26 protein-coding genes and 1 pseudogene are annotated in these 26,621 nt (G+C 47.0%); 5 read left to right on the forward strand and 22 right to left on the reverse strand.

Translation table 11 applies throughout. The features are described from left to right. The first annotated feature begins 8 nt into the window (after nt 1-8). Nucleotides 9-2,198 carry a VWA domain-containing protein gene (locus QUB10_RS02725; RefSeq protein WP_333199326.1) on the forward strand — a complete coding sequence of 730 codons (2,190 nt, stop codon included), beginning with the start codon at nt 9-11 and terminating at the stop codon, nt 2,196-2,198. 82 nt (nt 2,199-2,280) lie between these two features. Here QUB10_RS02725 and QUB10_RS02730 read toward each other — a convergent pair whose 3' ends face one another. After that, complete coding sequence (locus tag QUB10_RS02730) at nt 2,281-2,607, reverse strand: PEP-CTERM sorting domain-containing protein (protein WP_333199329.1); 327 nt, start codon at nt 2,605-2,607, stop codon at nt 2,281-2,283. A 698-nt stretch (nt 2,608-3,305) separates the two neighbouring features. Here QUB10_RS02730 and QUB10_RS02735 point away from each other — a divergent pair. Together QUB10_RS02735 and QUB10_RS02740 are read left to right on the forward strand one after the other, a co-directional pair. Next, nucleotides 3,306-4,034 (forward strand): Bax inhibitor-1 family protein, encoded by a 729-nt coding sequence (locus tag QUB10_RS02735; protein WP_333199331.1) that lies wholly within the window; start codon nt 3,306-3,308, stop codon nt 4,032-4,034. Nucleotides 4,035-4,668: 634 nt separating this feature from the next. Next, nucleotides 4,669-6,252 (forward strand): tetratricopeptide repeat protein, encoded by a 1,584-nt coding sequence (locus QUB10_RS02740; RefSeq protein ID WP_333199333.1) that lies wholly within the window; start codon nt 4,669-4,671, stop codon nt 6,250-6,252. A 134-nt stretch (nt 6,253-6,386) separates the two neighbouring features. Here QUB10_RS02740 and QUB10_RS02745 read toward each other — a convergent pair whose 3' ends face one another. Continuing rightward, a complete protein-coding gene (locus QUB10_RS02745) occupies nt 6,387-7,133 on the reverse strand; it encodes a Uma2 family endonuclease (protein WP_333199336.1) in 747 nt (248 codons plus the stop codon). A 223-nt stretch (nt 7,134-7,356) separates the two neighbouring features. Between QUB10_RS02745 and prfB the strand changes: the two genes are divergently transcribed. Together prfB and rpsU are read left to right on the forward strand one after the other, a co-directional pair. Continuing rightward, nucleotides 7,357-8,473 (forward strand): peptide chain release factor 2 gene (gene prfB, locus QUB10_RS02750; protein WP_333199339.1). Its coding sequence is split into 2 segments (ribosomal slippage): nt 7,357-7,428 and nt 7,430-8,473, totalling 1,116 coding nucleotides; the frame shifts between segments, so codons are not numbered across the junction. A 272-nt stretch (nt 8,474-8,745) separates the two neighbouring features. Next, on the forward strand, nt 8,746-8,940 hold the full coding sequence (rpsU, locus tag QUB10_RS02755; protein WP_006632476.1) for a 30S ribosomal protein S21: 195 nt from the start codon (nt 8,746-8,748) through the stop codon (nt 8,938-8,940). Nucleotides 8,941-8,951: 11 nt separating this feature from the next. On the opposite strand, the gene QUB10_RS02760 is transcribed toward rpsU, so the two are convergent. The 20 genes and pseudogenes from QUB10_RS02760 to QUB10_RS02855 form a co-directional block, all read right to left on the reverse strand. Beyond that, nucleotides 8,952-10,412, reverse strand: coding sequence for an AtzE family amidohydrolase (locus QUB10_RS02760; RefSeq protein WP_333199342.1), 1,461 nt, complete (start codon nt 10,410-10,412; stop codon nt 8,952-8,954). Between the two features lie 14 nt (nt 10,413-10,426). Beyond that, on the reverse strand, nt 10,427-10,603 hold the full coding sequence (locus QUB10_RS02765; protein ID WP_333123882.1) for a DUF4089 domain-containing protein: 177 nt from the start codon (nt 10,601-10,603) through the stop codon (nt 10,427-10,429). 59 nt (nt 10,604-10,662) lie between these two features. Continuing rightward, nucleotides 10,663-11,103 (reverse strand): KGK domain-containing protein, encoded by a 441-nt coding sequence (locus QUB10_RS02770; protein WP_333199345.1) that lies wholly within the window; start codon nt 11,101-11,103, stop codon nt 10,663-10,665. Nucleotides 11,104-11,197: 94 nt separating this feature from the next. Further along, nucleotides 11,198-11,650, reverse strand: a complete 453-nt coding sequence (locus tag QUB10_RS02775) for a hypothetical protein (protein ID WP_333199347.1) — start codon at nt 11,648-11,650, stop codon at nt 11,198-11,200. An 11-nt stretch (nt 11,651-11,661) separates the two neighbouring features. Further along, the gene (locus QUB10_RS02780) at nt 11,662-11,970 is read right to left on the reverse strand and encodes a hypothetical protein (RefSeq protein ID WP_333199349.1); all 309 of its coding nucleotides are present in this window, start codon (nt 11,968-11,970) and stop codon (nt 11,662-11,664) included. Between the two features lie 84 nt (nt 11,971-12,054). Next, the gene (locus QUB10_RS02785; RefSeq protein WP_333199351.1) at nt 12,055-12,507 is read right to left on the reverse strand and encodes a hypothetical protein; all 453 of its coding nucleotides are present in this window, start codon (nt 12,505-12,507) and stop codon (nt 12,055-12,057) included. Nucleotides 12,508-12,518: 11 nt separating this feature from the next. Then, entirely contained in the window at nt 12,519-12,827 is a 309-nt protein-coding gene (locus tag QUB10_RS02790) for a hypothetical protein (RefSeq protein WP_333199352.1), read from the reverse strand. 26 nt (nt 12,828-12,853) lie between these two features. Further along, a complete protein-coding gene (codA, locus tag QUB10_RS02795) occupies nt 12,854-13,912 on the reverse strand; it encodes a cytosine deaminase (RefSeq protein WP_333199354.1) in 1,059 nt (352 codons plus the stop codon). A gap of 20 nt (nt 13,913-13,932) precedes the next feature. Then, nucleotides 13,933-14,271 carry a hypothetical protein gene (locus QUB10_RS02800; protein ID WP_333199356.1) on the reverse strand — a complete coding sequence of 113 codons (339 nt, stop codon included), beginning with the start codon at nt 14,269-14,271 and terminating at the stop codon, nt 13,933-13,935. 193 nt (nt 14,272-14,464) lie between these two features. After that, on the reverse strand, nt 14,465-14,956 hold the full coding sequence (locus QUB10_RS02805; RefSeq protein ID WP_333199358.1) for an ureidoglycolate lyase: 492 nt from the start codon (nt 14,954-14,956) through the stop codon (nt 14,465-14,467). Nucleotides 14,957-15,055: 99 nt separating this feature from the next. Further along, nucleotides 15,056-16,594, reverse strand: coding sequence for a cobyrinate a,c-diamide synthase (locus QUB10_RS02810; RefSeq protein ID WP_333199360.1), 1,539 nt, complete (start codon nt 16,592-16,594; stop codon nt 15,056-15,058). Between the two features lie 335 nt (nt 16,595-16,929). Then, on the reverse strand, nt 16,930-18,294 hold the full coding sequence (gene opcA, locus QUB10_RS02815; protein WP_333199362.1) for a glucose-6-phosphate dehydrogenase assembly protein OpcA: 1,365 nt from the start codon (nt 18,292-18,294) through the stop codon (nt 16,930-16,932). A gap of 157 nt (nt 18,295-18,451) precedes the next feature. Next, nucleotides 18,452-19,981 carry a glucose-6-phosphate dehydrogenase gene (zwf, locus tag QUB10_RS02820; RefSeq protein WP_333199363.1) on the reverse strand — a complete coding sequence of 510 codons (1,530 nt, stop codon included), beginning with the start codon at nt 19,979-19,981 and terminating at the stop codon, nt 18,452-18,454. Between the two features lie 4 nt (nt 19,982-19,985). Next, a complete protein-coding gene (gene iscB, locus QUB10_RS02825; RefSeq protein ID WP_333199366.1) occupies nt 19,986-21,386 on the reverse strand; it encodes an RNA-guided endonuclease IscB in 1,401 nt (466 codons plus the stop codon). Between the two features lie 398 nt (nt 21,387-21,784). After that, nucleotides 21,785-22,939, reverse strand: coding sequence for a transaldolase (gene tal / locus QUB10_RS02830; RefSeq protein WP_333199367.1), 1,155 nt, complete (start codon nt 22,937-22,939; stop codon nt 21,785-21,787). A 171-nt stretch (nt 22,940-23,110) separates the two neighbouring features. Further along, nucleotides 23,111-24,184 (reverse strand): class 1 fructose-bisphosphatase, encoded by a 1,074-nt coding sequence (fbp, locus tag QUB10_RS02835; RefSeq protein ID WP_333199369.1) that lies wholly within the window; start codon nt 24,182-24,184, stop codon nt 23,111-23,113. 366 nt (nt 24,185-24,550) lie between these two features. Next, nucleotides 24,551-24,670 (reverse strand): annotated as a pseudogene (locus tag QUB10_RS02840) (IS630 family transposase); the annotation flags it as partial. 69 nt (nt 24,671-24,739) lie between these two features. Then, the gene (locus QUB10_RS02845; RefSeq protein WP_333199370.1) at nt 24,740-25,564 is read right to left on the reverse strand and encodes an IS66 family transposase; all 825 of its coding nucleotides are present in this window, start codon (nt 25,562-25,564) and stop codon (nt 24,740-24,742) included. A gap of 7 nt (nt 25,565-25,571) precedes the next feature. Beyond that, nucleotides 25,572-25,973, reverse strand: a complete 402-nt coding sequence (locus QUB10_RS02850) for a hypothetical protein (RefSeq protein WP_333199372.1) — start codon at nt 25,971-25,973, stop codon at nt 25,572-25,574. Between the two features lie 158 nt (nt 25,974-26,131). Beyond that, nucleotides 26,132-26,389 (reverse strand): hypothetical protein, encoded by a 258-nt coding sequence (locus tag QUB10_RS02855; RefSeq protein ID WP_333199374.1) that lies wholly within the window; start codon nt 26,387-26,389, stop codon nt 26,132-26,134. Nucleotides 26,390-26,621: the final 232 nt, after the last annotated feature.

The raw sequence follows: 26,621 nt of genomic DNA on the forward strand, positions 1-26,621 counted from the left end.
AAAATCCTATGCCCGCAGCCAACCTTAGCCCTTCCACCACAGCCTTTCCCCTCACCGCCGTAGTCGGGCAAGAAGCAATCAAATTAGCCCTGCTGTTAGCAGCAGTAGATCCCGGATTGGGAGGAGTTGCGATCGCAGGCCGCCGTGGTACAGCAAAATCAGTAATGGCCCGCGCCTTGCACTCCTTACTGCCACCCATTGAAATAGTTAAAGATTCTTTTTGCAACGCCGAACCTAATGAAAATATTGCCGAACAGGCATCAAACTTGTTACCAGAAAATGGCGGGCAAGATGCCCACACCACCGATACTAATTCCTTAAATACTGAAATAATTCCCACACCATTCATTCAAATTCCTTTGGGTGTCACCGAAGACAGACTCTTAGGTTCCGTCGATGTCGAACAATCAGTAAAATTCGGCCAAACCGTATTTCAACCCGGACTCTTAGCCCAAGCAAATCGAGGCGTACTTTATGTAGACGAAATTAACCTCCTCGACGACAACATTTCCAACCAATTGCTAACAGTATTAACCGAAGGGCGCAACCAAATAGAGCGCGAAGGCATTAGCTTTCAACACCCCTGCAAACCTCTATTTATCGCCACCTACAACCCCGAAGAAGGGCCGCTGAGAGAACATTTGCTCGATCGCATCGCGATCGTACTTTCAGCCGACGCAGCACTCGAACTAGAAGAAAGAGTCTATGCAGTAGAACAAGCTTTATCCTACTCCCGCTCCCCCCAAGACTTTCTCAATCAATACAGCGAAGACACCGACAACCTCAAAACCCAAATCATTCTAGCCAGAGAATGGCTCAAAGATGTCAGCATTAAACGCGAACAAATTGCCTACCTAGTAGAAGAAGCCATCCGGGGTGGCGTTCAAGGACACCGCGCCGAAATATTCGCAGTCCGCGTCGCCAAAGCCGCCGCCGCCATCGAAGGACGCACAGAAGTTAACGCCGAAGACCTGCGCCGCGCCGTAGAATTAGTCATCGTACCCCGCGCCACCATCATCCAAACTCCCCCCGACGAAAACTCTCCTCCTCCTCCCCCCCCACCGCCTCCCCAAAAGCAGTCAGAACAAGAACAAGACGAACCAGAAAACGAGCAAGAAGACGAAGAAGACCAAGAGGATGAAGACAACCCGGAACCTGAAGAAGAACCAGAAAAAGATACCATTCCCGAAGAATTTCTCTTCGACCCCGAAGGCGTAATTCTCGACCCCAGCGTGCTTTTATTCGCCCAACAATCCGCCAACAAACAAGGCAAATCGGGCAGCCGCAGCACCATTTTCTCCGAAGATAGAGGCCGTTACGTCAAGCCAGTCTTACCCAAAGGCCCCGTCCGCCGCATCGCCGTTGACGCTACCCTCCGAGCCGCCGCACCTTACCAAAAAGCCCGTCGCGACAGGAATTCTAACCCCCCCCAACCCCCCCTTGCTAAGGGGGGGCAACAGGCAAGTCAACCTCCCCTTAGCAAGGAGGGGCAACAGGCGAGTCAACCCCCCCTTAGTAAGGGGGGGCAAGGGGGGGTTCAGCGTCGTGTATTTGTGGAACAGGGAGACATTCGGGCGAAGCGCTTGGCCAGAAAAGCTGGAGCTCTAGTCGTGTTTGTCGTCGATGCCTCCGGTTCGATGGCCCTCAACCGAATGCAGTCCGCCAAAGGTGCAGTCATGCAGCTACTCACAGAAGCTTATCAAAGCCGCGACCAAGTTGCTCTGATTCCCTTTCGCGGAGAACAAGCAGAAGTGCTCCTACCGCCGACTCGCTCCATAGCCTTGGCCCGTAAGCGTTTGGAACGTTTGCCCTGCGGTGGCGGTTCCCCCCTGGCCCACGGTTTGACTCAAGCAGTGCGGGTGGGAGTCAACGCGCGACAGTCTGGAGATATCGGTCAAGTGGCGATTGTCGCAATTACTGACGGACGCGGTAATATTCCTTTGGCTCGTTCTTTGGGCGAACCGATTTTAGATGGAGAAAAGCCTGATATTAAAAAGGAATTGTTAGAAATTGCTGCCAAAATTCGTGGGTTGGGAATGCAGTTGCTGGTGATTGATACCGAGAGCAAGTTTATTTCGACTGGCTTTGCGAAGGAATTAGCCAAGACTTCTGGAGGGAAATACTATCACTTGCCGAAAGCTACCGAACAGTCGATCGCAGCTATGACTAAAAATGCTCTGCGCGACGCGATCGGCTAAAATCCTGATACCCGGATTGATCTGCGTTTATCCGCGTTTATCTGCGGTTAAAAATCCAAAAATTAGACTTTTTGCCCAAAGTCTAATTTTTAACTCTCACTCTCCGGCGAGTCAGCGCCAGCGAACCCGCAACTAAACCCAACCCTACCACCGTCGAAGGCTCAGGAATTCTTGCGGGGAGAGGCACCGGCTTTCCCGGTCCCCGGCTCGGTATTCCAGAATTTGCTTGGGTGAATTGCTCGGTATTCTTAGCCAGCAGCAAATTTTCTGAACCCTGCCATGAAGTAGCGGTATAAACGGCTCGGACATTAGCTGCAACGACAGCTTGACCGCCGGAAATAACGGCGGCGACAGCCAATAAAATTGCGGCTGTAGGTGGCAATAATTTGCGCTCAAAAAATGTGGGCATGGGACATTACCTATTTAGCAGTTTGTCGATAGAACTCGATCTATTCATTAATTTTCCGGGTATCCTCTGTCTAAGCTACCTTAGCCATTAACGGAACCGATTTTAGATTTTAGATTTTAGATTTTAGATTTTAGATTTTAGATTTTACATTATTGAACTTTCTGGTCTCTAGTTTAAACTAAGTCGCAAATCAAAAACCTAAAATCTACTGTGATCCCTGTCTCTAGCATATACTCCTTAATCCCCAATCGTAAATCCCCACTCCAAAATTGATTTACATCCGCTATCTGCGATTTGATAGACTTTAAGCTGACCACGAATTTCAAAGGTGGTACCCGCCACGTGATTTATCCGTGGAATCAATCCCAAATCGAAAATCCTCAAGCCCCCGCATTTATCCGTGGGGTCGCCTCTAAAATCTAAAATCTAAAATCTAAAATCTAAAATCGATTGACCCCTGGCCGCAGATAGCGCCGGCCCTTTAACCTCAATTATAGCTTTGCCCCGACGCGCAACGGTGCGAGACAGCGACACGGCACAGACCTGTACGCAGTCGATTATAAACAATCGATCCCTGCTTTGGAGTGATTTCACCCCCCTTCTTTATCAAATCTTTAAACTCTTTCAGGTTTTGCAAACAAACTGTAAAGCTGTCAAAATAGAGATAGCAATTCTCAGCCAAAATTAGGTAAATCCTCGTGAGTAACACTAGCAATTTCCGCGAAGCCGTGCGCGAGGCTAAAAACCACGCGCTAGTAGGCCCCAACGTCATCTCCAACGCTCTCCCCTTCGTGGGCGGCGGACTTGTCTTAACTGCTGTCGGCACCTACGGGGGCCTCGGAGTGATCCGCAACTATCCGGGGATCTTCTTTCCCACCTTCATTGCTGCGATCGTCGTAGAATTAATTCTATTCTTCGTCGCCCGCGCCGCCGCCGAACAAGGCAACAAAAATACCGCTTTGCCCCTGCTGGCAACCTACAGCCTGCTTTCCGGCTACACCCTCAGCGGGTTGGTGTCTGTAGCCCTCAGAAGCGAAGGCGTCGGCATCGCCGGTATTGGTTTTGCTGCACTTGGATGTGGCATTACTTTTATCGCCGCCCGCCAAATTGGCTCCAACCTTTCTGAACAAGACGGCATGGCCCTCACCAAAACTATAAGTTTAGGTGTCATTGCTTTGTTAGTCGTCGTTGGCGGTCAGTTTCTGCTCTCTCTCTTTGGCGTCTACACCCCAACTTGGTTGGAAATTGGCATTTCTGGCATCGGCGTTTTTATATTTGCCGGCGCTGCGATCGTCGATTTTTACATATTACCCCGCAGCTACCGCGACGACCAGTATTTGCCCGCTGCTCTGTCGATGTACTTGACCTACATCAACTTGTTCATCTTTATTCTGCGCCTGCTGATTGCTCTCAACGGCCGCGATTAATTGAAACTGTAGCTTAAAAAAAACCGCGGCTCGATGTCGATCGAGCCGCGGTTTTTGATTAAGATTGGGAATCAAGATAGTCTTGACACTCCCCACGGCCCAAGCCTGGGGATTCTCCAAGCTAAACTTGGAAGGGACAGGCAAAAGTCCCCCTAGACGCTCAAAACAATACCCGTATCAAAGATATTGCAATTGCGCTTACTTTTAGAGTTTTTCTTACTTTCAGAGTCCATCGCACGAGCCAGATAGGTACGCTCCTCACCCTGCCATTATTCGCCCTTTAAGTATTCCGCATCAAAGGCGGATGTCTCCGTTGCCGGGATTTCTCCGCACGCTTGATGATTCTTCGCGTAGATGGTTATTCTTACTTGCTGTTTGAATTATATCAAAAACTGAAGGCGGTTGAAACCGCTACCGACTTATCCCCGTGTCTAAAGCCAGGGGCCCGGCGGGCTCGTTCTTCGGTCATCTCGTCCTCTCGTCCTCTGTCCGTCATACAAAAAACTTATATCATGTCCACAGGCGACAGGCATGAGGTATAATTTTACTTTTTAATCACTCTATCCAAGGTCTTGTTATCTAATTCTGTCGATCGCGATTTCAATATTAATCACAAATTAATTGGAGAAAACTCATGTACTTAAAATATGAAGATATCAGGAGAGTCAGCGTAGAAATTACCTCCAGGTGCAATGCAGCTTGTCCCCAGTGTCCCCGCACCGACAACCCGATTTTGCCGGGGGCAGAATTAAAGATGGAGGATATTGAGAGAATTTTCCCACAAGAGTTTTGCTCTCAGTTGGATTTGGTGTATATGTGCGGCAACTACGGCGATGCTATGACTAGCAATACCACAATTCCGGCGATCGAATATTGGCATCGCATGGGAGTTCCTCAAATCGGGCTTTATACTAATGGTAGCGGACGCAATCCCGACTGGTGGCAAGCCCTGGCAAAGGCGATGACAGGAGACAACGACAACGTAACTTTTAGTATCGACGGCTTGGCAGATACTAACAGCATTTACCGCAAAAATACCAACTGGGATAGAATAATGCAGTCGGTTAATGCCTTCATCCAAGCTGGCGGAAAAGCTGTCTGGCACTACTTGATATTTGAACACAACCAGCACCAAGTAGAAGCAGCGCGGGATTTAGCCCAACAACTAGGATTTGTCGAGTTTGTACCGAAAGCAACCTCTCGTTTTGTGGCGAAAGAGATTTATGACAAAGAGTCCGCAAATCAACAGCCCCAGAAGGCAGAAAACTCTCAGGTAGAGGCTAAGAGCGATCGCCAAAACCAACCAGCAACAGCTAATGTATCAGCCCCTCAGCATCAAGAACAGGCCGCGCTTCAGTTCCACCGACAAGCTGAGGAATGCTTGAAACAAGGAAAGCTATCAGATGCGATCGCAGCCAGCCAACACGCCCTAAAAATTCAACCTAATTTTGCAGCAGCCTGGAAAACTTTAGGCAATGCTGTTCAAGGTTTGGGGAAGATGCAAGCAGCAGCAGATTGTTACGCAAAGGCACTAAAAATCCAACCTAATTTTCCCGAAGTTTATGCTAATGTCGGCAGTCTTTATGCTCAACAGCAACAGTGGCAGCCCGCTAGTGCTTATTACCAAAAGGCGATCGAGCTTAAACCCAATTTTGCCGGAGCTTATCGCAATTTAGCTAAAGTGTTGACGCAGTTGGGGCAACCAGAAAAAGCCAATTATGCTTGGTATCAAGCTATAGCTATCGAAACCTCTCAAGCACCCGCTCAAACTCAGCCCGTCCCATCAAAGCCAGCCAGCGAAGAACTTCAACCCCCATCGTTGGAACAATATAAAAATCCACAGGGAGACCAATTTATCCAAGCTGTAGAAAAATTTGGTAGCCTAAACAATTACTACCGAAATGTAGAAATTAGCTGCCAAACTCAAGCTAGCAAAGACATTTTTATCAGTTTTGAAGCGGAACTCTGGCCTTGTTGTTGGGTAAGTCATACTAAATACGCTGTTTATAATGATACTTACAGACCGCAGATGCTGGCTTTAATTGAAAAATACGGAGAGGGCTTTAATTCTCTCAGAACTCAATCGGTGAAAGATGCCCTGGAAAGTGATTGGTTTCGCGAAGACCTCACAAAAAGTTTTTCCTGTTCTAAAAGGTTGGATGTATGCGCTCACGAATGCGGTAAAACTTTCAATTCCACAGGTTCGCAGTATATATAAGAAGTCATTAGTCATTAGTCATTAGTCATTAGTCATTAGTCATTAGTCATTAGTCATTAGTCATTAGTCATTAGTCATTAGTTATTAGTTATTAGTCACAAGGAAGAATGCGCTCAAGCCGATCGAATTTCTTGTCACGATTCAGGCAGGTTATCGGGATCGATCCCTTGCGATCGCAAATACTCAGCTAAACGTTCAGCTCGTTGCTGTTGAACCTCAGCTCGTTGTCGTTCTACCCTCAACTGTTCGCGCATCTGCCCCGCCGCTGCATCCGGCAGGGGATAGACATTTCCTGACTCGTCGTACCAAACCAGAATTTCTTGCTCGATGCCCCCAATAACTTGCCCAGATCGCCCCATGCCCAGTCCTACTTCTGGCATCCAATAGGGTTCGCCAATCTGCTGCCTGTACTGCCCCTCAATCAGCTTGTACACTTCAAACGGTTGATGCCGATCGCGCCGCCAAAATTCGGGGTTGTAAATAATGTAGTACAAAACCCCTAACCCGGCATAAATCGACATTTTATCGTCGTATTCCCCACCGGGTTTGTGAGACACCATTTCCAATGCTACGATCGGCACAACCTCGTTTTCTTCCCAGACAGCATAGCTGCGGCGAGATTTGCCCCCTTTTCGGCGCTCCACCCCCAAACTCAGAAACCCGTCGGGGACGACAGGCACTTTGGGACTGATTCCCGTCGTGTGATACACCGCCATATCCACCCCAAAGTACCAATCCATGCGAGCCGACCAAATACCGGTCAGGACAAACAACAATAGGTTCGGCAGCAGATTCTGGTCTTCGTTATCCACAGGGGTATCGTCCGAACAGGGCAGGTCTTCGGTGGACGGCAAGCTGAATTTTAGTTCTGGGGAAATCATGGCAGTTAACTTCCATCGAGATCGTTAACCTGATTTTAGATTCTAGCAACTTTTTGGGAATTTTGATTTTTTAAGGCGGTAAAGTTTTGAACTCAACGGCTTTGCAGTATATCTAAGCAGGAAGGCACAACACGGATTTGGACACGGATACACGGATTAATTGCTGAAATGTCGAAATTTCAGCTAAAATCGACAAGACACCCCACAACTAGGAGAACTAACAGTGGAAGTTCTAGACATCAAACACAACATCGAAACATTGTGCGATCGACTGGGTACAACCCAGGACTATCTTTGACATCCCCGCACTTACAGCCAAAATTCAAGACTTAGAGCAAATCTGCGCCCAACCAGCATTTTGGGACGACCAAGATCGAGCTCAAGAAACCCTCCAAGAACTTAATGACTTCAAATCTCATTTAGACCAATACCGCGGCTGGCAAACGAGCTTGGCAGATGCTAAAGCAATTTTAGAACTGCTGGAGTTAGAAGCCGACGAGTCCCTGTTCCAAGAAGCCTCATCGAGTCTTTCTCGGTTAACCCGCGAACTCGACCTGTGGGAACTGCAACAATTACTATCGGGGCCCTACGACGAAGGCGGCGCAGTTTTGACGATTAACGCCGGGGCCGGCGGCACAGATGCTCAAGATTGGGCCGAAATGCTGCTGCGGATGTACACCCGCTGGGGGGAAAGTCAAGGTTACAAAGTACATTTAATGGAAATTTCCGAGGGAGAGGAAGCAGGTGTTAAATCTGCTTCTTTGGAAATTGTCGGCCGCTACGCTTACGGTTATATGCGATCGGAAAAAGGCACTCACCGCTTGGTCAGAATTTCGCCTTTTAATGCTAATGACAAGCGTCAAACCAGTTTTGCAGGCGTTGAAGTGATGCCAATTCTCGATCGATCCGTCAAGTTGGACATTCCAGAAAAAGATTTGGAAATCACGACTTCCCGCGCTGGCGGCAAGGGCGGGCAAAATGTTAACAAGGTGGAAACCGCAGTCCGCATCGTGCACCTTCCTACCGGTTTGGCTGTCCGCTGCACCGAAGAACGCAGTCAGTTGCAAAATAAGGAAAAAGCTTTGGCATTACTCAAGGCTAGGCTGTTGGTAGTTGCTAAGGAACAGCGGGCTTCGGAAATTGCCGAGATTCGCGGCGATATGGTGGAGGCGGCTTGGGGCAACCAAATTCGCAATTATGTTTTTCACCCATACCAAATGGTCAAGGATTTGCGTACTGGAGTGGAAACAACCGCCATCGCAGATGTGATGAACGGCGAATTAGACCCGTTTATTCAAGCTTACCTGCGGCAGGAAAATCAGTTGGTCAGTAGTCAGTAGTCAGTAGTCAGTAGTCAGTTGACAGTAGTCAGTAGTCAGTAGTCAATGAGGACTTCAGTCCGCAAAAAAGCAGGACTTGCATTCCTCACTACGAAAATTTTGGTTTGTAGTGAGGACTTCAGTCCGCAAAAAAGAAGGACTGAAGTCCTCACTACGAACCAATTTTCTGGTATGATTTTGGGGTTTTGACCGATCGCCCGACCTCCAACAGGTCGCGCGGTCAAAAAGCTTGATATGATAAAACTTGATCTGACAAACACTAAGGAGAAATAATGACCCAAGTTGTAATAGGCGAAAATGAAGGGATTGAGTCAGCCCTGCGACGGTTTAAGCGACAAGTTTCTAAAGCGGGCATTTTCCCCGACATGAGAAAGCACCGCCACTTTGAAACCCCGTTGGAAAAGCAGAAGCGCAAAGCTATTGCCAGAAGGACTAAGAGACGCTTCCACCGCAACAACAAACCCTAGAATTATTAGCACTAAATTGATTCGGCAGATATAATGCCTTGCGATTCTAGTACCGCAGCGACTCGGAGAATCACCGCTTCGCTGTAGGGAGCACCAATAATTTGTACCCCCAAGGGCAAAGCGCCGGGCCGCTGTACGGGCACGCAAAGAACGGGCAAGCCAATAAATGATAGGGGTTGGGTGAACAGTCCGAGATTGGGACGCACTCTTGTTTCTTGTCCGGCTATTACCATTTTCTCGACGCCAATTTCAGGGGCAGCTATCGGGGTGGCGGGTGCGAGGATGATGTCTGTTTGTTGGAATATTTCGCGAATTCGATCGCGGTACCACTGTCTGAATCTCTGCGCTTGCAAGTACCAAGTCGCAGGGATCAGGGTTCCCGCTAAAAATCGATCGCGCGTGGCGGGATCGAAGTCTTGAGGGCGCGATCGTAAATTATCTAAATGCAAGTTTCCGCCCTCGCAAGCGGTAATGATAAATGCCGCAGCCCGGGCGCGATCGGATTCCGGTATGGTGACAGTTGCAAGCCCCCCTATTTTTGGGGGGTTTGTTGTTTTTTCTGTGCCTTTACCACAATCCAAGACATTTGTCAAGGCTTTAGCAACTATTTCTACAGCATCCATTGCTTCCGGTTCGGCCCCTGTGGCGAAATACCCGTCAGCAACAGCAATTCGCAATCCTTCGATGCCTTGATTTAACTGCGGCGAACAAAGTTCAGGCGGGCGTTGAGTGCAAACTGGGTCACGAGAATCAGGGCCTTGCAGGATATCGTACAGCAGCGCCATATCCCTGATCGAGCGCCCAAACGGCCCCACACAATCCAAACTACTCGAAAATAAAAAAGCGCCAGCCCTTGACAAACGGCCGTAAGTAGGCTTAAACCCAAAGACACCGCACAAAGCAGCCGGTACGCGGATGGAACCGTTAGTATCAGAACCGAGGGTGATGGGTACAAAACCGGCGGCGACTGCTGCTGCGGAACCGCCGCTGGAACCGCCGGCGATGCGCGCAGTATCGCGGGGATTGCGAGTCGGCCCGTAGTGGCTGTTTTCCGTGACGAAACCGTAGGCGTACTCATCCATGTTGAGCGTACCTACAAGCACAGCCCCGGCTTGTTTTAGTCGGGCGACCACGGCCGCGTCCTGGGTAGCCGGAGGATTGTCAGCGTTGATTTTTGACCCTGCTAGGGTAGTAATTCCGCCGATGTCGTACAGGTTTTTGACAGCGAAGGGAACGCCTGCTAAAGGGCCTGGGTTTTGGTTATTTGCGATCGAATTATCTATATTTTCGGCTGCTGCGAGTGCGCTTGATTCAGTGATTGCAGTAAAGCAATTGAGGACGTTATCTCGATCGGCAATTCGTTCTAATGCCGCAGTCACAACCGCTGTCGCTGTAATTTTACCACTTTTAACCGCTGATGCTGTGGCGACTGCATCCGCTTGTGCTAAAAATTTACGTTCCTCTGCGTTCATCTGCGGTTCAAAATCTAAGGTTCAAATACCGGCGCGACTTCTACTTCTGGGGGTAAGGGGAATTCAGTAACGAGTCGGGCGATCGCAGCTATTCTCTCGAAGTTTACCACAACACCGGGGCGGTGTTCCGGGTCTAAGGGTAAGTTTATCAGTTCGGCGGTGCGATCGACATATTCTTCTATATTTGTCATTTTTTTCTTGCTAGCCTTGGAGTGCGATCGATTATTGTATTGTAAGGGCGATCGGGCTGTCAGTTATTATTGCTCAGTTTTTTGTATTCCTCAGATTGTCTGATATCATCTAAAGGAGATTTTGGCTCTAGTGGTTCATCAGGACAAAACTTTATAGATGTCTGCGTTTCCCCAGACTTTATGTTTTTATTAACTTCGATTTGAACCTTTCCTTTTTGCCAACCCTTGGAACCAATTTTGATAATTTGACAATCGATTCCTTCTTCATGCGATTTCCAGTTTATCTCGCCTACACTAATTATTGTTTCTGGGTTAATCTTTAGCTCTCTCATCCAATCCCTTATGTATTGTCCATTTGCGGGAATCCCCAGGATCTCACTCAACTTGCTACCCGATAGCTCTTTAAACTTTCGTACCAGAAAAGTTGTTTGACCGAATAACAAAACATCATCATCGCCTACTGCCTCATAGTTTTTATTGGATTCAATTTTATCGTTCATTTTTTTTCAAAATTCGGGTTATTCCTCTTTGATACCATTTCAATATCTCTGAGTCAAGGTGGTAAAGAAACAATTTGCGATCGCACTTTTCCACTCAAACACTAACAGTTTCCCGCAACTTCTCAACTGCAACATCCAGCGGAGGCAAAGCAAAATCCTCAGCATCCATCAATTCCTTAACCTTCTCAAAAATCTCAACCTCCGCCTCTTCTTGGTCTGTCAGCTTATCATAAAAATAAGGGTCAGTAAACCACTGTTCAAACGCTATCATTAACAAGCCATTGGGTGAAAGGTCAAACCGCCAATACTTAGAAATTCTGCTGTCAACCACTTCAAACATCGGCGCCGGATTATGGATGGGATAATAGCTATAATTATCATTGCAGATGTAGTACCAAATAGTCCCTTTCCATTCTCGGATAGCATAAACAACATATTCCTTGCCTATAGTTAGCGGTAACTCAACCTTTCTAGTGTAACCGCGTGGCGGATCTATATATTCTTCAGGAAGAGATTCACCAGTCTTAGCAATACAACGAATTTTCATAACTTGATTACCTACAGATTTTTAGGGGCTGTTTTGGGATACTGTCGCTTGAACTTAAACTCCACATCTTGAAGAGTCTGACTGTTCCGAAACCAATGGACTTGTACGGAAGCTCCATTAATTTCAAAAGCCTCAATACTTGTCATTTTATCCCAATCTTCAGCATTCCCGCCATAAACAGCAATAAGTCTCCGTGCATCGCCCAACAGTCTATCTGTACCGCAATGAATGACTATGCAATTACCAGCCTTAGCATCTTCCAGGAGCAATTGCTCCGGCAAATTTCTCGGACTCTCATCGGGAATAGCACCTTGATTCATAGTTTAACAGTTGCAGATGTTATTTGTCAAAAAGCTGTTTGAATCAACGGCAAAAGACTAAATTTACCTTCCCACTTTCTCAACTCAAACACTGACACTTTCCCGCAACTTCTCAACTGCAACATCCAGCGGAGGCAAAGCAAAATCCTCAGCATCCATCAATTCCTTAACCTTCTCAAAAACCTCAACCTCTGCCTCTTCCTGATCCGTCAGCTTATCATAAAAATAAGGGTCAGTAAACCACTGCTCAAAAGCAATCTCTAACCGCCCATTCGGTGCTAGTTCAAACCGCCAATACTTAGAAACTCTACTATCAACCACCTCAAACAGCGGTGCAGGATTCTGCATGGGATAATAGGTGTAGTTATCGTCACAGATATAGTACCAAACATTACCCTGCGATTGGTAAAGAGCGTAGACAACATATTCTTTGCCAAGCGTTAGCGGAAATTCCACTTCTTTCGTAAAATAGAACTCAGGCTTGAGGTAACTTTCAGGGAGAGCATTACCTGTATTGGCAATACAGCGAATTTTCATGTTTTTTATAACTACAGATTTTTTAGTGTAGTTTTAGGATATGTACGTTTGAATTTAAACTCAACAGTTTGGGCAGTCTCGTTATTTCTGAACCAATGTACTTCAACAACTGCTCCCTCAATTACTGCGGTTTGGGAACTAACCATTTTAACCCAATCACCGACTTTGCCCCCGTAATTAGCGACCAATCGGGGAGCATCTCCCAACGGCTTATCTGCACTGCCTAGAATTCGTTTGCCGACGCTAGCTTTAGCATCTTGCAACAGAAGTTGCTCCGGCAAATTTCTCGGACTCTCATCGGGAATAGCACCTTGATTCACAATTTAACAGCTTCAAATATTGTTTGTCAAATACCATAAAAACTAATTTTAGCAGGTTCAGTTTCCGCCAGCAACTTTCCCCGCGAAATCACATAGCGAACCGCAGCGCGCATCCTAATTGCATCATAACAATCCTCAGCGTCCAACACAATCAAATTAGCAGGTTTCCCCGCCTCTATCCCATAATTATCATCTCCCAGATTGAGAGTTTTAGCACCGTTGACAGTGACCATATCAAAACAAGCTGCAATCTCAGCCATTCCCGTCATCTGACAAACATGAACCGCCATATGAGCGACATCCAACATATTTCCCGTACCTAAACTATACCAAGGATCTTGCACACAGTCGTGGCCAAAACTCACATTCAATCCCTGCTGCCACAACTCCTTAACTCGCGTCACCCCACGGCGTTTGGGATAAGTATCAGCGCGGCCTTGCAGGGTGATATTAATTAAAGGATTGGCGATGAAATTAATTCGCGATTTGGCCAAACTTCCCATCAGCTTAAAAGCATAAGCATTGTTGTAAGAACCGAAAGCCGTCGTGTGGCTTGCAGTCACCCGCGAACCAGCCCCGCTTCTAATCGCACAAGCCGCTACAACCTCCAAAAATCTCGACTGTTCATCATCGATTTCATCGCAGTGAACATCTATTAATCTATGGTATTTTTCAGCAAGTTCAAAAATTCGCTCAACCGACTTCACCCCATCTTCCCGCGTCAACTCATAATGCGGAATCCCGCCCACAGCATCCGCACCCATATCCAGAGATTTCTCTAAGAGTTTGTCATTTTCTGGACTTCCGTAAATCCCGTCTTGAGGAAAAGCCACAACTTGCAGAGTCATCCAATCTTTGACTTGTTCACGAACTTCCAAAAGTCCTTGCAAAGCAGTCAGCGTCGGTTCGCTAACATCAGCGTGACTCCTGACAAACAAAATCCCTTGAGACGCTTGCAGCTTTAAAGTTTCTACAGCCCGTTTTTTGACATCATCCAGAGTTAAACATTGCTTGCGTTCCCCCCAGATTTGAATACCCTCGAACAAAGTGCCGCTTTCATTCCATCGCGGTTCCCCCGCAGTCAATCGATTTTAGATTTTAGATTTTAGATTTTAGATTTTAGACTGAAGCATTGACCCCACGGATAAATTCGGGGGGCAAGTTTCATCGGATACAGGTTTTTATTTCTCCACCGATGAATCCGGGGGCTTGTATCCTGGATGCTTTCAGTCAAAGCCGAATCGAGATGAATGTGCGAATCCACAAAAGGAGGACTAACTAAATTGCCTTGAATGTCGATTTCGCGTTCGCCAAGTTCTGATACCCGATGCGAAACGGCGACTATTTGGTCATCCTCGATAGCAATATCAACCGTTGGGCGATCATCGCCCGCACCTAACAAACGACATTCGCGCAGAACAATGCTATACTTTTGCTCAGGCATGACAATTGCAGCTATTTTAATACTTGTAAACTTTATCCTTCCTAGTTGCGATTGGGCCTAGTGATTCCAAAATAATTCCCCAATCACTTGCGAACCCCCTCCTTCTCCTCCTCTGCGTCCTCTGCGCCCTCTGCGGTTAAAAAATCTTACTCAAAAATCACCAAAAAGAAAGCGCAACTACAAATCGCCAACATCAGACAATCTCAAACTCCAGATTGTGATTTTTCACAAAATCAAAAGTAAAATGGTCAACCACATTAGTATCGCTCAATTCCAGATTGTAAAAATCAACAAAATCCGCATCAAAATACGGCCCAGCGTGCCAAGTCCCCACATCTAACTTAATAAAACAATTGCCCGGAATCCGAAAAGCAGCCATATCCTCTAAACTCGGTTTATCGCTATCCCCAGGAGGCGCAACCGCCATCAACCAATCCTTCCCATCCAAAGAACCCAAACACTGAGTACATTCAACGTGCCGCGTAATTTTGCGAAACTTGCGACCTTCCTTATGGAGCCGCATAATGTAAAATCTAGGAACACCATTTTGCAAATTTAACTGAGCATCCTCAGCATCGAAAGACTTGCCATCAACAGCCGTAAAGATAACTTGACCGTAACTCCGAAAATTCTCCCGTGTCACCCATTGGGCAAACAACTGCTTAGTCGAAATTGATTCGCTCATAAATCCCAACACCCCCTCCCTGCTTTCCATCAAAAGCATTTTAATACAGTAACTCCTCTCTCTTCTCTTCTCTGTGCCCTCTGTGCCCTCTGCGGTTAATTAAATAAAAAAATCCAGTTCGCTTTCTCGATCGCCCAAAACACCCTTACAATCAAACTCAGCACACTGCTGCAAAAAACGAGCCGGAATATCAGGCCGAGCACCCCAATGCAAATGCAAATAAGAAGCGTGTACCTGACAAACTCCCCAACCTTCAGCAACCGCCTCAACCTCCCCCCGCTTCCCATACCTCCAACTGTGATAAACTGGATTACTCGGTTCAACAGTTAAATGCGATCGATGAAACTCATGTCCCCAAACCTCATCAAAAGCAGTTAACACCAAACTATCCCTCACCGCCACCGCTTCTCGGTATCCCAGCGTCAAACGCTTTCCCATCGCAGCAGCAGTTTCCAACACACCCACCCCTGGCCAAGAATTGCCATCGAAGTCTACAATAGAATCGCACAAATACATCAAACCGCCGCACTCCGCATAAGTCGGCATTCCCGAAAAAATCGCACTTCTTACCGCATCCCGAATTAAAACATTACCGCTCAATTTTTGAGCAAACACTTCGGGAAAACCACCACCAAAATATAACCCTTGCACATTGTCAGGAAAAACCGAGTCATCAAGAGGACTCCAAAACACCAACTGGGCACCCAACTCTTCCAACAAATCAAGATTGTCCTGATAGTAAAAATTAAAAGCCCGATCGCGCGCAACCGCAATCCTCACTCCAAATTGTTTTCCCAAACAGTTGACAACATCATTTTTTTGAGTTACAATTCCCGAAGGGAGACTGTGCCTACCCGAAAGTTGCTCAGACCCCTCACCCCCCCCATTTCGAGTTGCAGCCAACAAAGGCAAAAGTTGCTCCCAGTCAAAACTAACAGCAGCCAAATCAGCCAGTTTATCGATCGCAGCATGAAGATTCGGCAACTCCTCAGCAGGAATCAGCCCCAAATGTCGATCGGGAATAGTAACAGCCTCATCCCTACGCAAAACGCCCAAAATAGGTAAATTGATCGGTTTGAGAGCATCTTGAAGCAGTTCCAAATGTCGATCGCTCGCCACCCGATTCAGCACCAAACCAGCGAATTTAAGGTCAGGGTTAAAAGAACGAAAACCGTGGGCGATCGCAGCCACAGAACCAGAGAGCCTGCTGCAATCTATCACAAACAATACCGGCAAATTCAGCAAATAAGCCACATGAGCCGTAGAAGCAAAGGAAAAATCATAATTGCCTTCTTCTTTTCGATAATTAATCCCTGTATCCGTGTCGTGCCTTTGTGATTCCTGATTCCTTCGACTCACTCCATCAAATAGTCCCATCACCCCTTCAACTAAGGCATAATCGACATCTTGAATATGACGATAAAAACACTTTTTTACATAAGATTCAGACGTTAATACCGGGTCTAAATTCCGACAGGGGCGACCAGTAACAAAAGCATGAAACATCGGGTCAATGTAATCCGGGCCTACCTTAAAAGACTGAACATTCAAGCCGCGACGGATTAAAAAAGCTAAAAGGGCGATCGTCACAGTAGTCTTTCCCGCACCGCTGCGTTCGCCAGCAATTACTAAAGCCATAGTTCTAGGTTATTCACAAAAAATACATATTTAACGAACCGCGAAGACGCGTTAGGCGAAGCCGCGCGTAAGCGCTAGGGCGCGAAGGAAGAATGAGAAGAAGAGAGGTAATTTAGTGGCTTTTGGGAAGTAATTTAGAGTTTTGAGTTAAATAACAGGATTAATTCAAAACTCCTAACTTAAAATTCATAACTCCTAAAAAAGTAGGGCAGACATTGCCTGCCCCACTGAATATTAACTCAATCCGTCTTGCTTATTCCTTTCTCCTTTCTCCTGATTCCATCCATCCGTTACATCCGTTACATCCGCTACACAATCCGTTGCCGAACTTCTTTTTACCGCTTAGCCAACTTCAGCATTTGAGCCGTCACTGCCAAACTTTCTTCGTAAAGCACATCTCGGCCCCAACTCTGCAAGTGCTGGCCCAGCAACTGTTCCGTCACCTGATCGAACAGAGGACTCACCTGGTTAAACCGATCGGTTTGAGCGCCGCCCTTCGTTTCCATCCGCATACAGCCACCCGCTTCCGAACACAGCACTGTACCGCAGTCAGCCTTCTCGTTCGTAGAATTCAAACGCAGAGCAATCAAATCGCCCGCGACATCGCCCGAATCAGCAGTAGGAATAGCAGCCAACTCGGCTTCGACAACGCGTTCGTCCGGCCCGGCGAATTTAATTCGCTTGATGTGGTAATCGCCCTCTTCCTGTTTGAAAGCAACAGGACGCCACTGAAGCCGACTCGCCAGCCAACCCAAATACATCAGCGCTTGCGTAGAATTGTCCTGTTCGTAATCGATCGTCACCCGATCAATTTCCCGAATCGCAGCGCGACGTTCCGGGGCGTCAAAAGCCTCAGCAGCCAACTCCTGCCACGCGGCCAGCCGGCGCCAATTGAGATCCGCGATCGGAATTCCCTCCTCGATCAGACTTTGCATCAACAGCAATTCCGCTTCACACTCGGCAAAGCTGCTAGAGTCAACAATCACAGAACTGCTAACTGCCGCCAGCCGCTGGAACAAACCTCGATCGGCATCAGGATTCGCCTTCCACCACAGCAGCGTCGGCAAATCAGCGATAGTCAACGCCGTCACGATGCCGCTCACCCGTTCCAAAGCAGCTTCCGTACCGCGCAGCGTAATGTACTCGCAGCAGATCAGATTGCCACTGGTGCGCTTGTGAACCGGACAATAAGCAGCCACTTGAGCCTGCACGCCCGTATCTTCCCCCGCCGTCGGACACAGAGCAATAATCCGGCAGGGATTGGCAGCCACGATCGCGTCAGCCACGCCCGAACCCCCCGAACCCAAACCACTCGATCCCATCTCCTCGCCATTGGAATTTTTGCGAGCCACTTCTTCCCGCAAAGTCGCCAGCAATTCAGCGTTAGCTTTGCCAGTTCTCGGCAGTCCGTAAGCTTTTTGAGCAGCCCTGATGCTAGATGCCGTCATCGGCCCGGTAATACCGTCCACCGGCCCGTCGTAAAACCCTAGATCCGCCAATAACCGCTGAGTTTCTTCGGGTTCGTAGACTACAAAAGTAAAAGTTGTTGCCCTACTAGCGATCGGAAAATCGCCCTTCGACCCCGATTCTCTGTAACTTTCCCAAATTTGACTCAATTCGGCCTCTATTTGGTCGATCGACACATCTTTAGGACTTTGTAGCGAAACCAGAGGCGGAGCTTTCATCGGTGTCATCGTCATCGGTTTTTTCTCCTTTGTCAGTTTTTAGTCATCAGTGATTGGTCATTAGTTCAGTAGTCCTGGAGATCAGAAAATTTTAGACCCTAGTTTAAGCTCTCAGATTCATCTGTCCAGTAAATCTAAAATCTAAAATCTAAAATCTAAAATCGACTGACTCTTAAAGTCTGCGCCACTTGCGGCCATCTCTGTTAATTAGCAGTTCTGCTTCCGCAGGTTCCCAAGTACCCGCTTCGTATTTAGGAACCAAATCTTGGTCGTTGGACGATTCCCAAGCCATCAACGCCGGCGTTACCACCCGCCAAGCTTCTTCCACTTCATCAGAACGGGTAAACAAAGTTTGGTCGCCCAGCATACAATCAATTAACAGGCGATCGTAAGCATCCGAAGATGTCACCCCAAAGGAAGAACCGTAACTGAAATCCATATCCACCGTCCGCGTCCGCAAATCCGGCCCCGGCATTTTCGCCTCAAACCTCAGCGAAATCCCCTCGTTCGGATGCACGCGCATAGTCAAAACGTTAGGAGTAGTTTGTTGGGCCGCGGACTGAAAGATTAGCAGCGGAACTTCGCGGAACTGAATCGCAATTTCGCTAACTTTTTTCGGCAACCGTTTGCCGGTTCGCAGGTAAAAAGGCACTCCCTGCCAGCGCCAGTTGTCAATCATAAACTTCATGGCCACAAAAGTCGGCGTTGTCGAGTTGGGAGCCACCCCCGGTTCTTCGTGATACCCCGGCACCTGTTTGCCCTTCATCCAACCTGCGGAATATTGACCGCGAATCGCTGAGAACTCTAAGTTATTCAAATCTGCCAAGCGAGTTGCTTGCAGAACTTTCATCTTTTCGGTGCGGATGCTGTCAGCGTCGAGCGAGTTCGGCGGTTCCATCGCCGTCAGACAGAAAATCTGCATCAAGTGGTTTTGCAGCATATCCCGCAACGCCCCAGAGGATTCGTAGTAACCGGCCCGGTCTTCTACGCCTACTGTTTCTGCAACTGTAATTTGTACGTGATCGACAAATTGCCGATTCCACAGCGGTTCAAAAATCGCGTTAGCAAACCGGAACACCATTAAATTCTGAACAGTTTCTTTACCCAAATAGTGGTCGATCCGGTAAACTTGCTGTTCTTGGCAAACCTTCTGCACGACTCGGTTAAGAGCTTTTGCTGAACTCAAGTCGCGGCCGAAGGGTTTTTCAATTACTAAGCGGTGTTTTACTGGATCGACTAGCATTTGAGCCGCGCCCAGTTGCCTAATTGCTTCTGGGAAAAAGTTCGGGGAAACCGACAGATAAAATATGTGATTGCCGCGAGTTCTCCTTTCTTCGTCGAGTTCGGCTAAGAAAGCTTTGAGTTTTTCATAGCTTTCGGGGTTGTCAATGTCGCCCGGACAGTAGTACAAACCTTTAGCGAAATCTTGCCAAAATTCTTCATTGCCAATGCCGCCGCCAAATTCTTCAATGCCTTCGCGCATTTGCTCTCGGAAGTAATCGTGACTCCAAGGGCGGCGGGCAACTCCCACCACGGTAGTTTCCGGTGGCAAGCGTCGATCGCGCTTCATCTGATAAATTGCAGGTACCAGTTTGCGCTGGGTGAGATCCCCAGAAGCTCCGAAGATGACCAGAATTTGTGGTTCCGGCACTCGTTCTTTTCGCAAACCTACCCGCAGCGGGTTTTCAAGAATTGTGACCATGTTTCTATTTTGCTCCTTCTAAAGCTGACAGCCGCGCTAATACGGCTTGATAATTAGCAGTTATAGCGTTCGGCAACGAAATCTTGGAGTATTTCGGAGTATTTCTTAGTATTTCGCAGTCTGAGAATGCGTATCCATAACCATCATTCCTGTAAACGAAATGTACATCTTTCATGGTTGAAAAGCTGATTCGGTTCCCGTTGATGAGAACTTCACAACCGTTCTTGTTTGGGGTTTTCACCCGTGCGGTGTAGATTCCTGCTTTCACCTTTTTTCTATCCTTGTTGATCGAAACCTTGACAATATCGCCAGCACTGACATGATGAAACACATCTTTCGCCCTCTTGACTGCCGGGAATCCTGATGCGTTGACGCGCCGTGCTTGACGGTTCCCATGTCCTTTACAGGTAACAAGTAAAGGTTGATGGGTTCGCAAATTGATCGACTGCCCTGATTCCCCAATACAGGCGGCATCAATGCTGTGAGCCTTTTCTAACCCCTGAGAGCATCGGTTATATTTCGTTCTCCCACCCGTCCAGCATTTGACCGAATCACATAATCCTTTCGCCATTCGCACAATTGCGTAACGAGTCGCGTTGACTGCTGCCGCATCCTTCAAAGGTTGCTTTACTTGTTTGAGAATTCGATCTAGGGTGCTCGGCTTTTGTAATAAAAAATCTCTGATGTCTCGATCGCCTTTCGCCTGATTACAAGCATGGCAAGCCAATGTGAGATTAGAAACCCGATCGCTTCCTCCTTTTGATTTTGGATAAATGTGTTCGATTTCTAATGGCACATTCTCAGTGCCACAGTACGCACATTTTCTCTCCCATTTTTGCAACAGATATTCACGCACTTCATAGCCGAATAACGTCCCTTGCTGATACTCTATACCGTTGATTTCAGGATGCTGCAACTTCTGTATATCGAAGCGAACTTGCTCAATTTCAATGCACTCCACGGGGCAATACCGAATCAACCGCTTAATCCACGTCTCAACGGTTAAGACGCGGTGCCGAATGGAAGGTGCTAACCATCCTTCGGGTTTGCGGCGATCTAACCGCTTTTTGCGATACCGCAGATTGCGAGAACGTCTTCCCCGTCTGAATCCTGCCCGTTGCTCCAGGCCTGCTTTAATCGTTTCGCCACGATGCTGCAACTCCATCCTCCACACAATATCTTGACCGCATTGCAAGGCGAATCCGGTGAATTTTGACCCCGGATCTATCTTGATGGAATACAACTTTGTGACAGGATTTTGCACTCGCTCTGGCAAAATCAAAACGTAGGGATATTGGCGAAACACTTTCGCCTTCCCCTTTGATTGAATCTCTCTCGCACGAGCAGGATGAATCAGATCTAATGGCATTTTATCGGTATTCAAAAGAAACACATAATTTGGCATTTCTGCCTTCTCCACATATTGGGTTAAGTTTGCTTCGATCGGCTTGAGGGCTTGTTAATCGGTTTGGTGTTCTACCTTCAGAAACTAGGCGATGTTCCTCCCCTAACCGCTTGGGACTAGCAATCTCTATAGCTGAGAAAATCCCATTAAGGTTGTGACCTTTCAAGCGTCTCCACCTTCCTCAAGGGTGGGATCTGGCGTAGCAGGTAGATTAACTACTGAAGATTCGGGAAGACCCCGAATTACTCTGTTTCTTTGCTACTCATTTCTGCTAGTTGCTCGGCCAGATAGCTAATCTGTGCTTCGTAGTTAGGAATGGAAACTCAGCATTTAGGAACCAAAACAATTATCCATTCCGACTCCTAAATGCTTCTGCCTCTAAGGATACAGATATCACACTAGGCAACGGGTGAGAGCTTCTGCACTTTCTCTTGCAAGGAATCCATCAGGGATTGGAACGGGGTGACGAATTTATCAATCCCGTCCAAGAGCAAGTCTGCCATCACTTGGTCTAAGTTGATGTCGATGTCGGGATCTTTGAGACTTTCGATTAGCGTGTAAGCTTCTGCAACGTTGTTCTCAATCCGGGGTGCGACATCGCAGTGATCGAAACAAGCTTCAACAGTGTTCGGCGGCAAAGTGTTAACGGTGTCGGGGCCGATTAGTTCATCGACGTACATGACATCGCTGTAGTTGGGGTTTTTGGTGCTGGTGGAAGCCCACAGCAAGCGCTGCACTTTCGCTCCTTTGGCTGCTAAAGCTTGCCAGCGATCGCTCGCTACGATCTCTTTATACTTCTGGTAAGCTACCTTCGCATTGGCGATCGCAATTTTCCCCTTCACCGCTTCCAGTTTAGCTTTGGTGGAAATATCTGTGACATTTTTGAGTTTCTCGTCAATCTTGCCATCGATATTGATGTCGATCCGGCTCAAGAAGAAACTGGCAACAGAAGCAATATTGCTCACATCCAAACCTTTAGCCACCCGCGCTTCCAATCCGCGAATGTAAGCCCAGAAGGTTTCGACGTAGCTGTCAACCGAGAACAGTAAAGTCACGTTAACGTTAATTCCTTCGCTGATGACTTGCTCGACTGCGGGCAAACCTTGAGCGGTTCCCGGAATCTTAATCATCACGTTTTCTTTGCCGAGGGCTTGGTAATAGCGTATGGCTTCGCTAATCGTGCTTTCTGTGTCGTTGGCGATCGTCGGTGGCACTTCAATGCTAATGTAGCCGTCCAAACCCTTCGACTCTGCGTAAACGGGGGCGAAGATGTCGCAAGCGTTGCGGATATCTTCAAATACCAGAGATTCGTAAATCTCCATTACAGATTTACCCGCCCGGATGCCCGCTTCGATATCCGCGTCGTAAATCACATTACCCGCGATCGCTTTCTCAAAAATAGCCGGATTAGATGTAATCCCGCGCAGTCCTCGACTTTCAATCATCTGTTTTAGTTCGCCGGACTCGATCAGATCGCGAGTCAAATTGTCCATCCAGATACTTTGGCCAATTTCTTTGATTTCTAACAGGTGATTCGTTGGTGTTGCTGTCATTACTGTAACTCCTACAATTTGATAGCTGTTAATTGGGAATTTAGGATCGGGTCTAAAAGCATTGGGTCTTGCTTAGTTGTTAGTTGTTAGTTGTGATTTTTTGGTTTTAATCACCAATAACTAATGACCAATAACTAATGACTAATTACCAATAACTAATGACTAATGACTTCACTCTTGGACTGTTCTAGGATTGCGCGATCGATCTTGAATAAAAGACTCGACCATCGCTACATTTTCTTTACTGCCGATAATCAAGGGCGATCGCTCGTGCAGCTTGGTCGGCACAACGTCTAAGATGTCTTGAATGCCCGTACTGGCGCGCCCGCCGGCTTGCTCCATCAAAAACGCCAAAGGAGCAGATTCGTAGAGCAAACGCAATTTGCCCTCCGGTTGTTTGACCGTTCCGGGGTACAAAAACACGCCTCCCTGGAATAAAATCCGGTGGAAATCTCCCACCAAAGCCCCGCCGTACCGGGCGGTGTAGCCTTCGCTGCGGTGTACGTAGCGAATGTAGTCTCTCAAAGATTCCTCCCACTGCCAGAAGTTGCCTTCATTAACGCTGTAAATCGGGCCGCGATCGGGAACCTTAATGTTTTCGTTAGCTAGAATAAACTCGCCCAAACTGGGGTCGAGGGTAAAGGAATGAACACCCTGACCGATCGAATAAACCAACATGGTACTGGGGCCGTAGAGTACATAGCCAGCGGCAATTTGTTTGTGTCCATGTTGCAGCAAGTCGGAAGCAGAGCCATCTGCATCGTCCCCCTCTTGCTTGCGGATGCTGAATATGGAGCCTACATTGAGATTGATGTCAAGATTGGAAGAACCGTCTATGGGGTCGTAGAGCAGACTGTAACGCCCGATCGGACAGTTTTCGGGAATGTAGTAGGGTTTTTCCATTTCCTCGGAAGCCAAGCGGCAGACAAGTCCGCTTTGCTGGAAGACCGAGATAAACACTTCATTGGCATAGATATCCATCTTTTTGACGGATTCTCCCTGCACGTTCGTAGCCCCTGTAAACCCCAAGGCATCTGCCATTAATCCGGCTCTGCTGAGTCGCCTCGCGATCAGCTTGGCTGCGAGCCCGATGCGATTCATCAGAGCGCTGAGATCCTGAGCATCTGCTGAAAAGCTGTGAAGTTGCTGGAGTACGTGACGGGATAGAGTAGTGCAATCGCGGTCTAAGGCTTGCACCTGATCGATCGGGCCCAGTCGGGTTTCCCCTGTCGGCGCTTGTACCATGATATTGATAACCTCCCTGTCTTGCTGCTGTGGATTTGGGTTCGATGGAGTCCTTGACACTTGCCCCTAAATCGGCTAAGAGACCGATCGTCCCCCAACTTCTATCTTAGGAAGGGTTTTGCGAAAGGGCGCTAAACTTTAGGTGAATTTTAGATCCGCATCGAAAATTGAGGAGTTCGATCGACTGTTGAGTCGGGAATTGTATTCAAAATCACTAATTTTTTTAATTAACCGCTCTTGACGCTCTTAACCTAGAGGAATAGCAGAAGGAAGAAGGAAGATTGTTGGTAAGCTGTTGCACATTTAAACAGTGATACAAGCATTACCCTTGTTTTGGATTTTTCGCCCCCATTTAATTATTAAATGTCATTCATTTAAGAGGCTATGCAATAAATACTCTAGCTCTTCAAGTGATGTAAAAAATCGATTGACAATATATTCTTTTGTCGATTTTCCTACGAATTCAATTAAGTTATAGTCGGGTCGTATCGGCTCAATAAATAGGGGGAGCAGTTATTCTAGTTGCCAAGACAAGCCCAAGGGATGAAGAGAAGATTATTCGCGAATAATAGTAGAGAGAGAGGGAATAACTCGAAGTTGAGAAATTCGGTCCCGGACATAATCGAAAAAACTGATTCCCAACTGACGAGTAGTAGCAACAAGAGACATAAAAGTATCCCAAGCCCTCGTACCCTCAATCGTTTGAGTTGCATAGCTAATATTACGTCGCTGCACCATAGTTCTGGCAGCTAGCTCAGCCGGATTATTGTGTAAAGGTAATTCAGGATGCTCTAAAACTCTCAGCAACTCCGATACTTTTGTCGCAGTTAATTGTTTGCGCTCATCCAACAATTCATAGCCACTCGGAGTTTCAAAAAGCAGCCGAAATTTAGCCTTTAAAGGCTGTGCAGCTTCGGGACTGGGAGCATCTTTATAAGCTAATAATTCCCGATAATAATCCCAAAAATCTTCGATAAACTGCCCTAAAATTACTTGATGGCAAGGGAATACCGGGCTTAACTTCTTGTAATGCCTTCCCTCGTGTACCCAACATAACGCTCGCTCGGCAGTGATTAACTTGAATTGCGGAGCATCATCACAACAAAGAGTTTGTACGACTGGACAATCTGTTTGCTGATGGTAGAAGGCAATAGCTGCTGCTTCCTTAATCCGGGTCAGTTGTTGAACACCCAGTTTGGGTAGATACTTATTGAGTAGGTGATTAAACTGTGACTCACTCAACACCGTTTCTTGAGGTAATAGCTTGAGAGCATTCTGCCATTTAGTCGGGATTTTGAAGTCCCCAATTAGTGAGAATGTGAGTGGATTCAACAGGAATTCTAGTTCTCGTCCTGGCTGTAATCCTTTCAGGACAGTCAATCTGTCTTTATTCGCTGTTGTAAAGTAGACTGTATATAAAGGGTTGCAGATGATATTGGTAGTATGGTTTACTCCACCTACACGCGCACCAGTTTGGTCGAAGTGTTGCCTGCAGACTACTTGCTAGTCCTGAATCATAAACTTCTTTTTTCTCGGTTTCAAAACCTGAGTGGTTTTTGATTAACAGGTTGGATAAATAACCCGCTGATATAGAAATACCTAGATCTGCTAAAAACTCCAGTAGTTTGCCTTGCGTCATATTGCCACCATAGTACAAACTAATGATTAAGGCTTTGATTCCTGGTCCAAATTCTCCTTCGTAGCCCATTGGTAATTCTGCTACATAAGTTTTTCCGACTGAGGGTGAGTAATATTTCTGTTTGCGGAATAATATGTTGTCGGTTGCCAAGCTGATATCTTGGATGATTACTTGTTCGTATCCTTTAAATTCTGCATCTGCTGGTAGTTGGTATGCAAGGATATTCTAGTATTTCTTCTCGATCTATTTTAATTGTGGCGTTCTTACTGCCTTTGCTGTGCTTTTTTGGGGTTTTTCGTTCTTTCTCGCTATGAGTGCTGGCTTTTGAATCCTTTGGACTTGGCTTTGATGTCTGGTTTTCCTTGCTCTCCCTTCAATCGGTTATTTTCATCTTTTAACCGTTGATTCTCTGACTCCAAGTCTTTGACTTTTAATTCTAATTGCTCTATTAGGTTCAGTAATATCTCTACTGTGTGACGCATGGATTCGTCTGCAATACCTTTTGGGTCGATGGTTTGCAGTATCTTGAAGGATGACTTGTCTTGTGAAATAATCTTTGGCGTCATGTGTCCTATTTTATGACACTTTGTGTACTCTGCTTACTTTTTTTTCTCTCCTACCCCTACTTATTGAGCCGATACAAAATTAACTTTGAGTAAAATATCTGAGTTGCTTTTAGTTTTGGAGCATCCGGAATTACCTTTACATAATAACCCGGCCCAATTAGCTGCTAGAACAATCGTGCAGCGACGAAATATTAGTTATGCAACCCAAACTTGTGAAGGAACTAAGGCGATG

The sequence above is a fragment of the Microcoleus sp. B5-D4 genome (genome assembly GCF_036705145.1).
In the GTDB taxonomy this organism is placed as follows: Bacteria; Cyanobacteriota; Cyanobacteriia; order Cyanobacteriales; family Microcoleaceae; genus Microcoleus.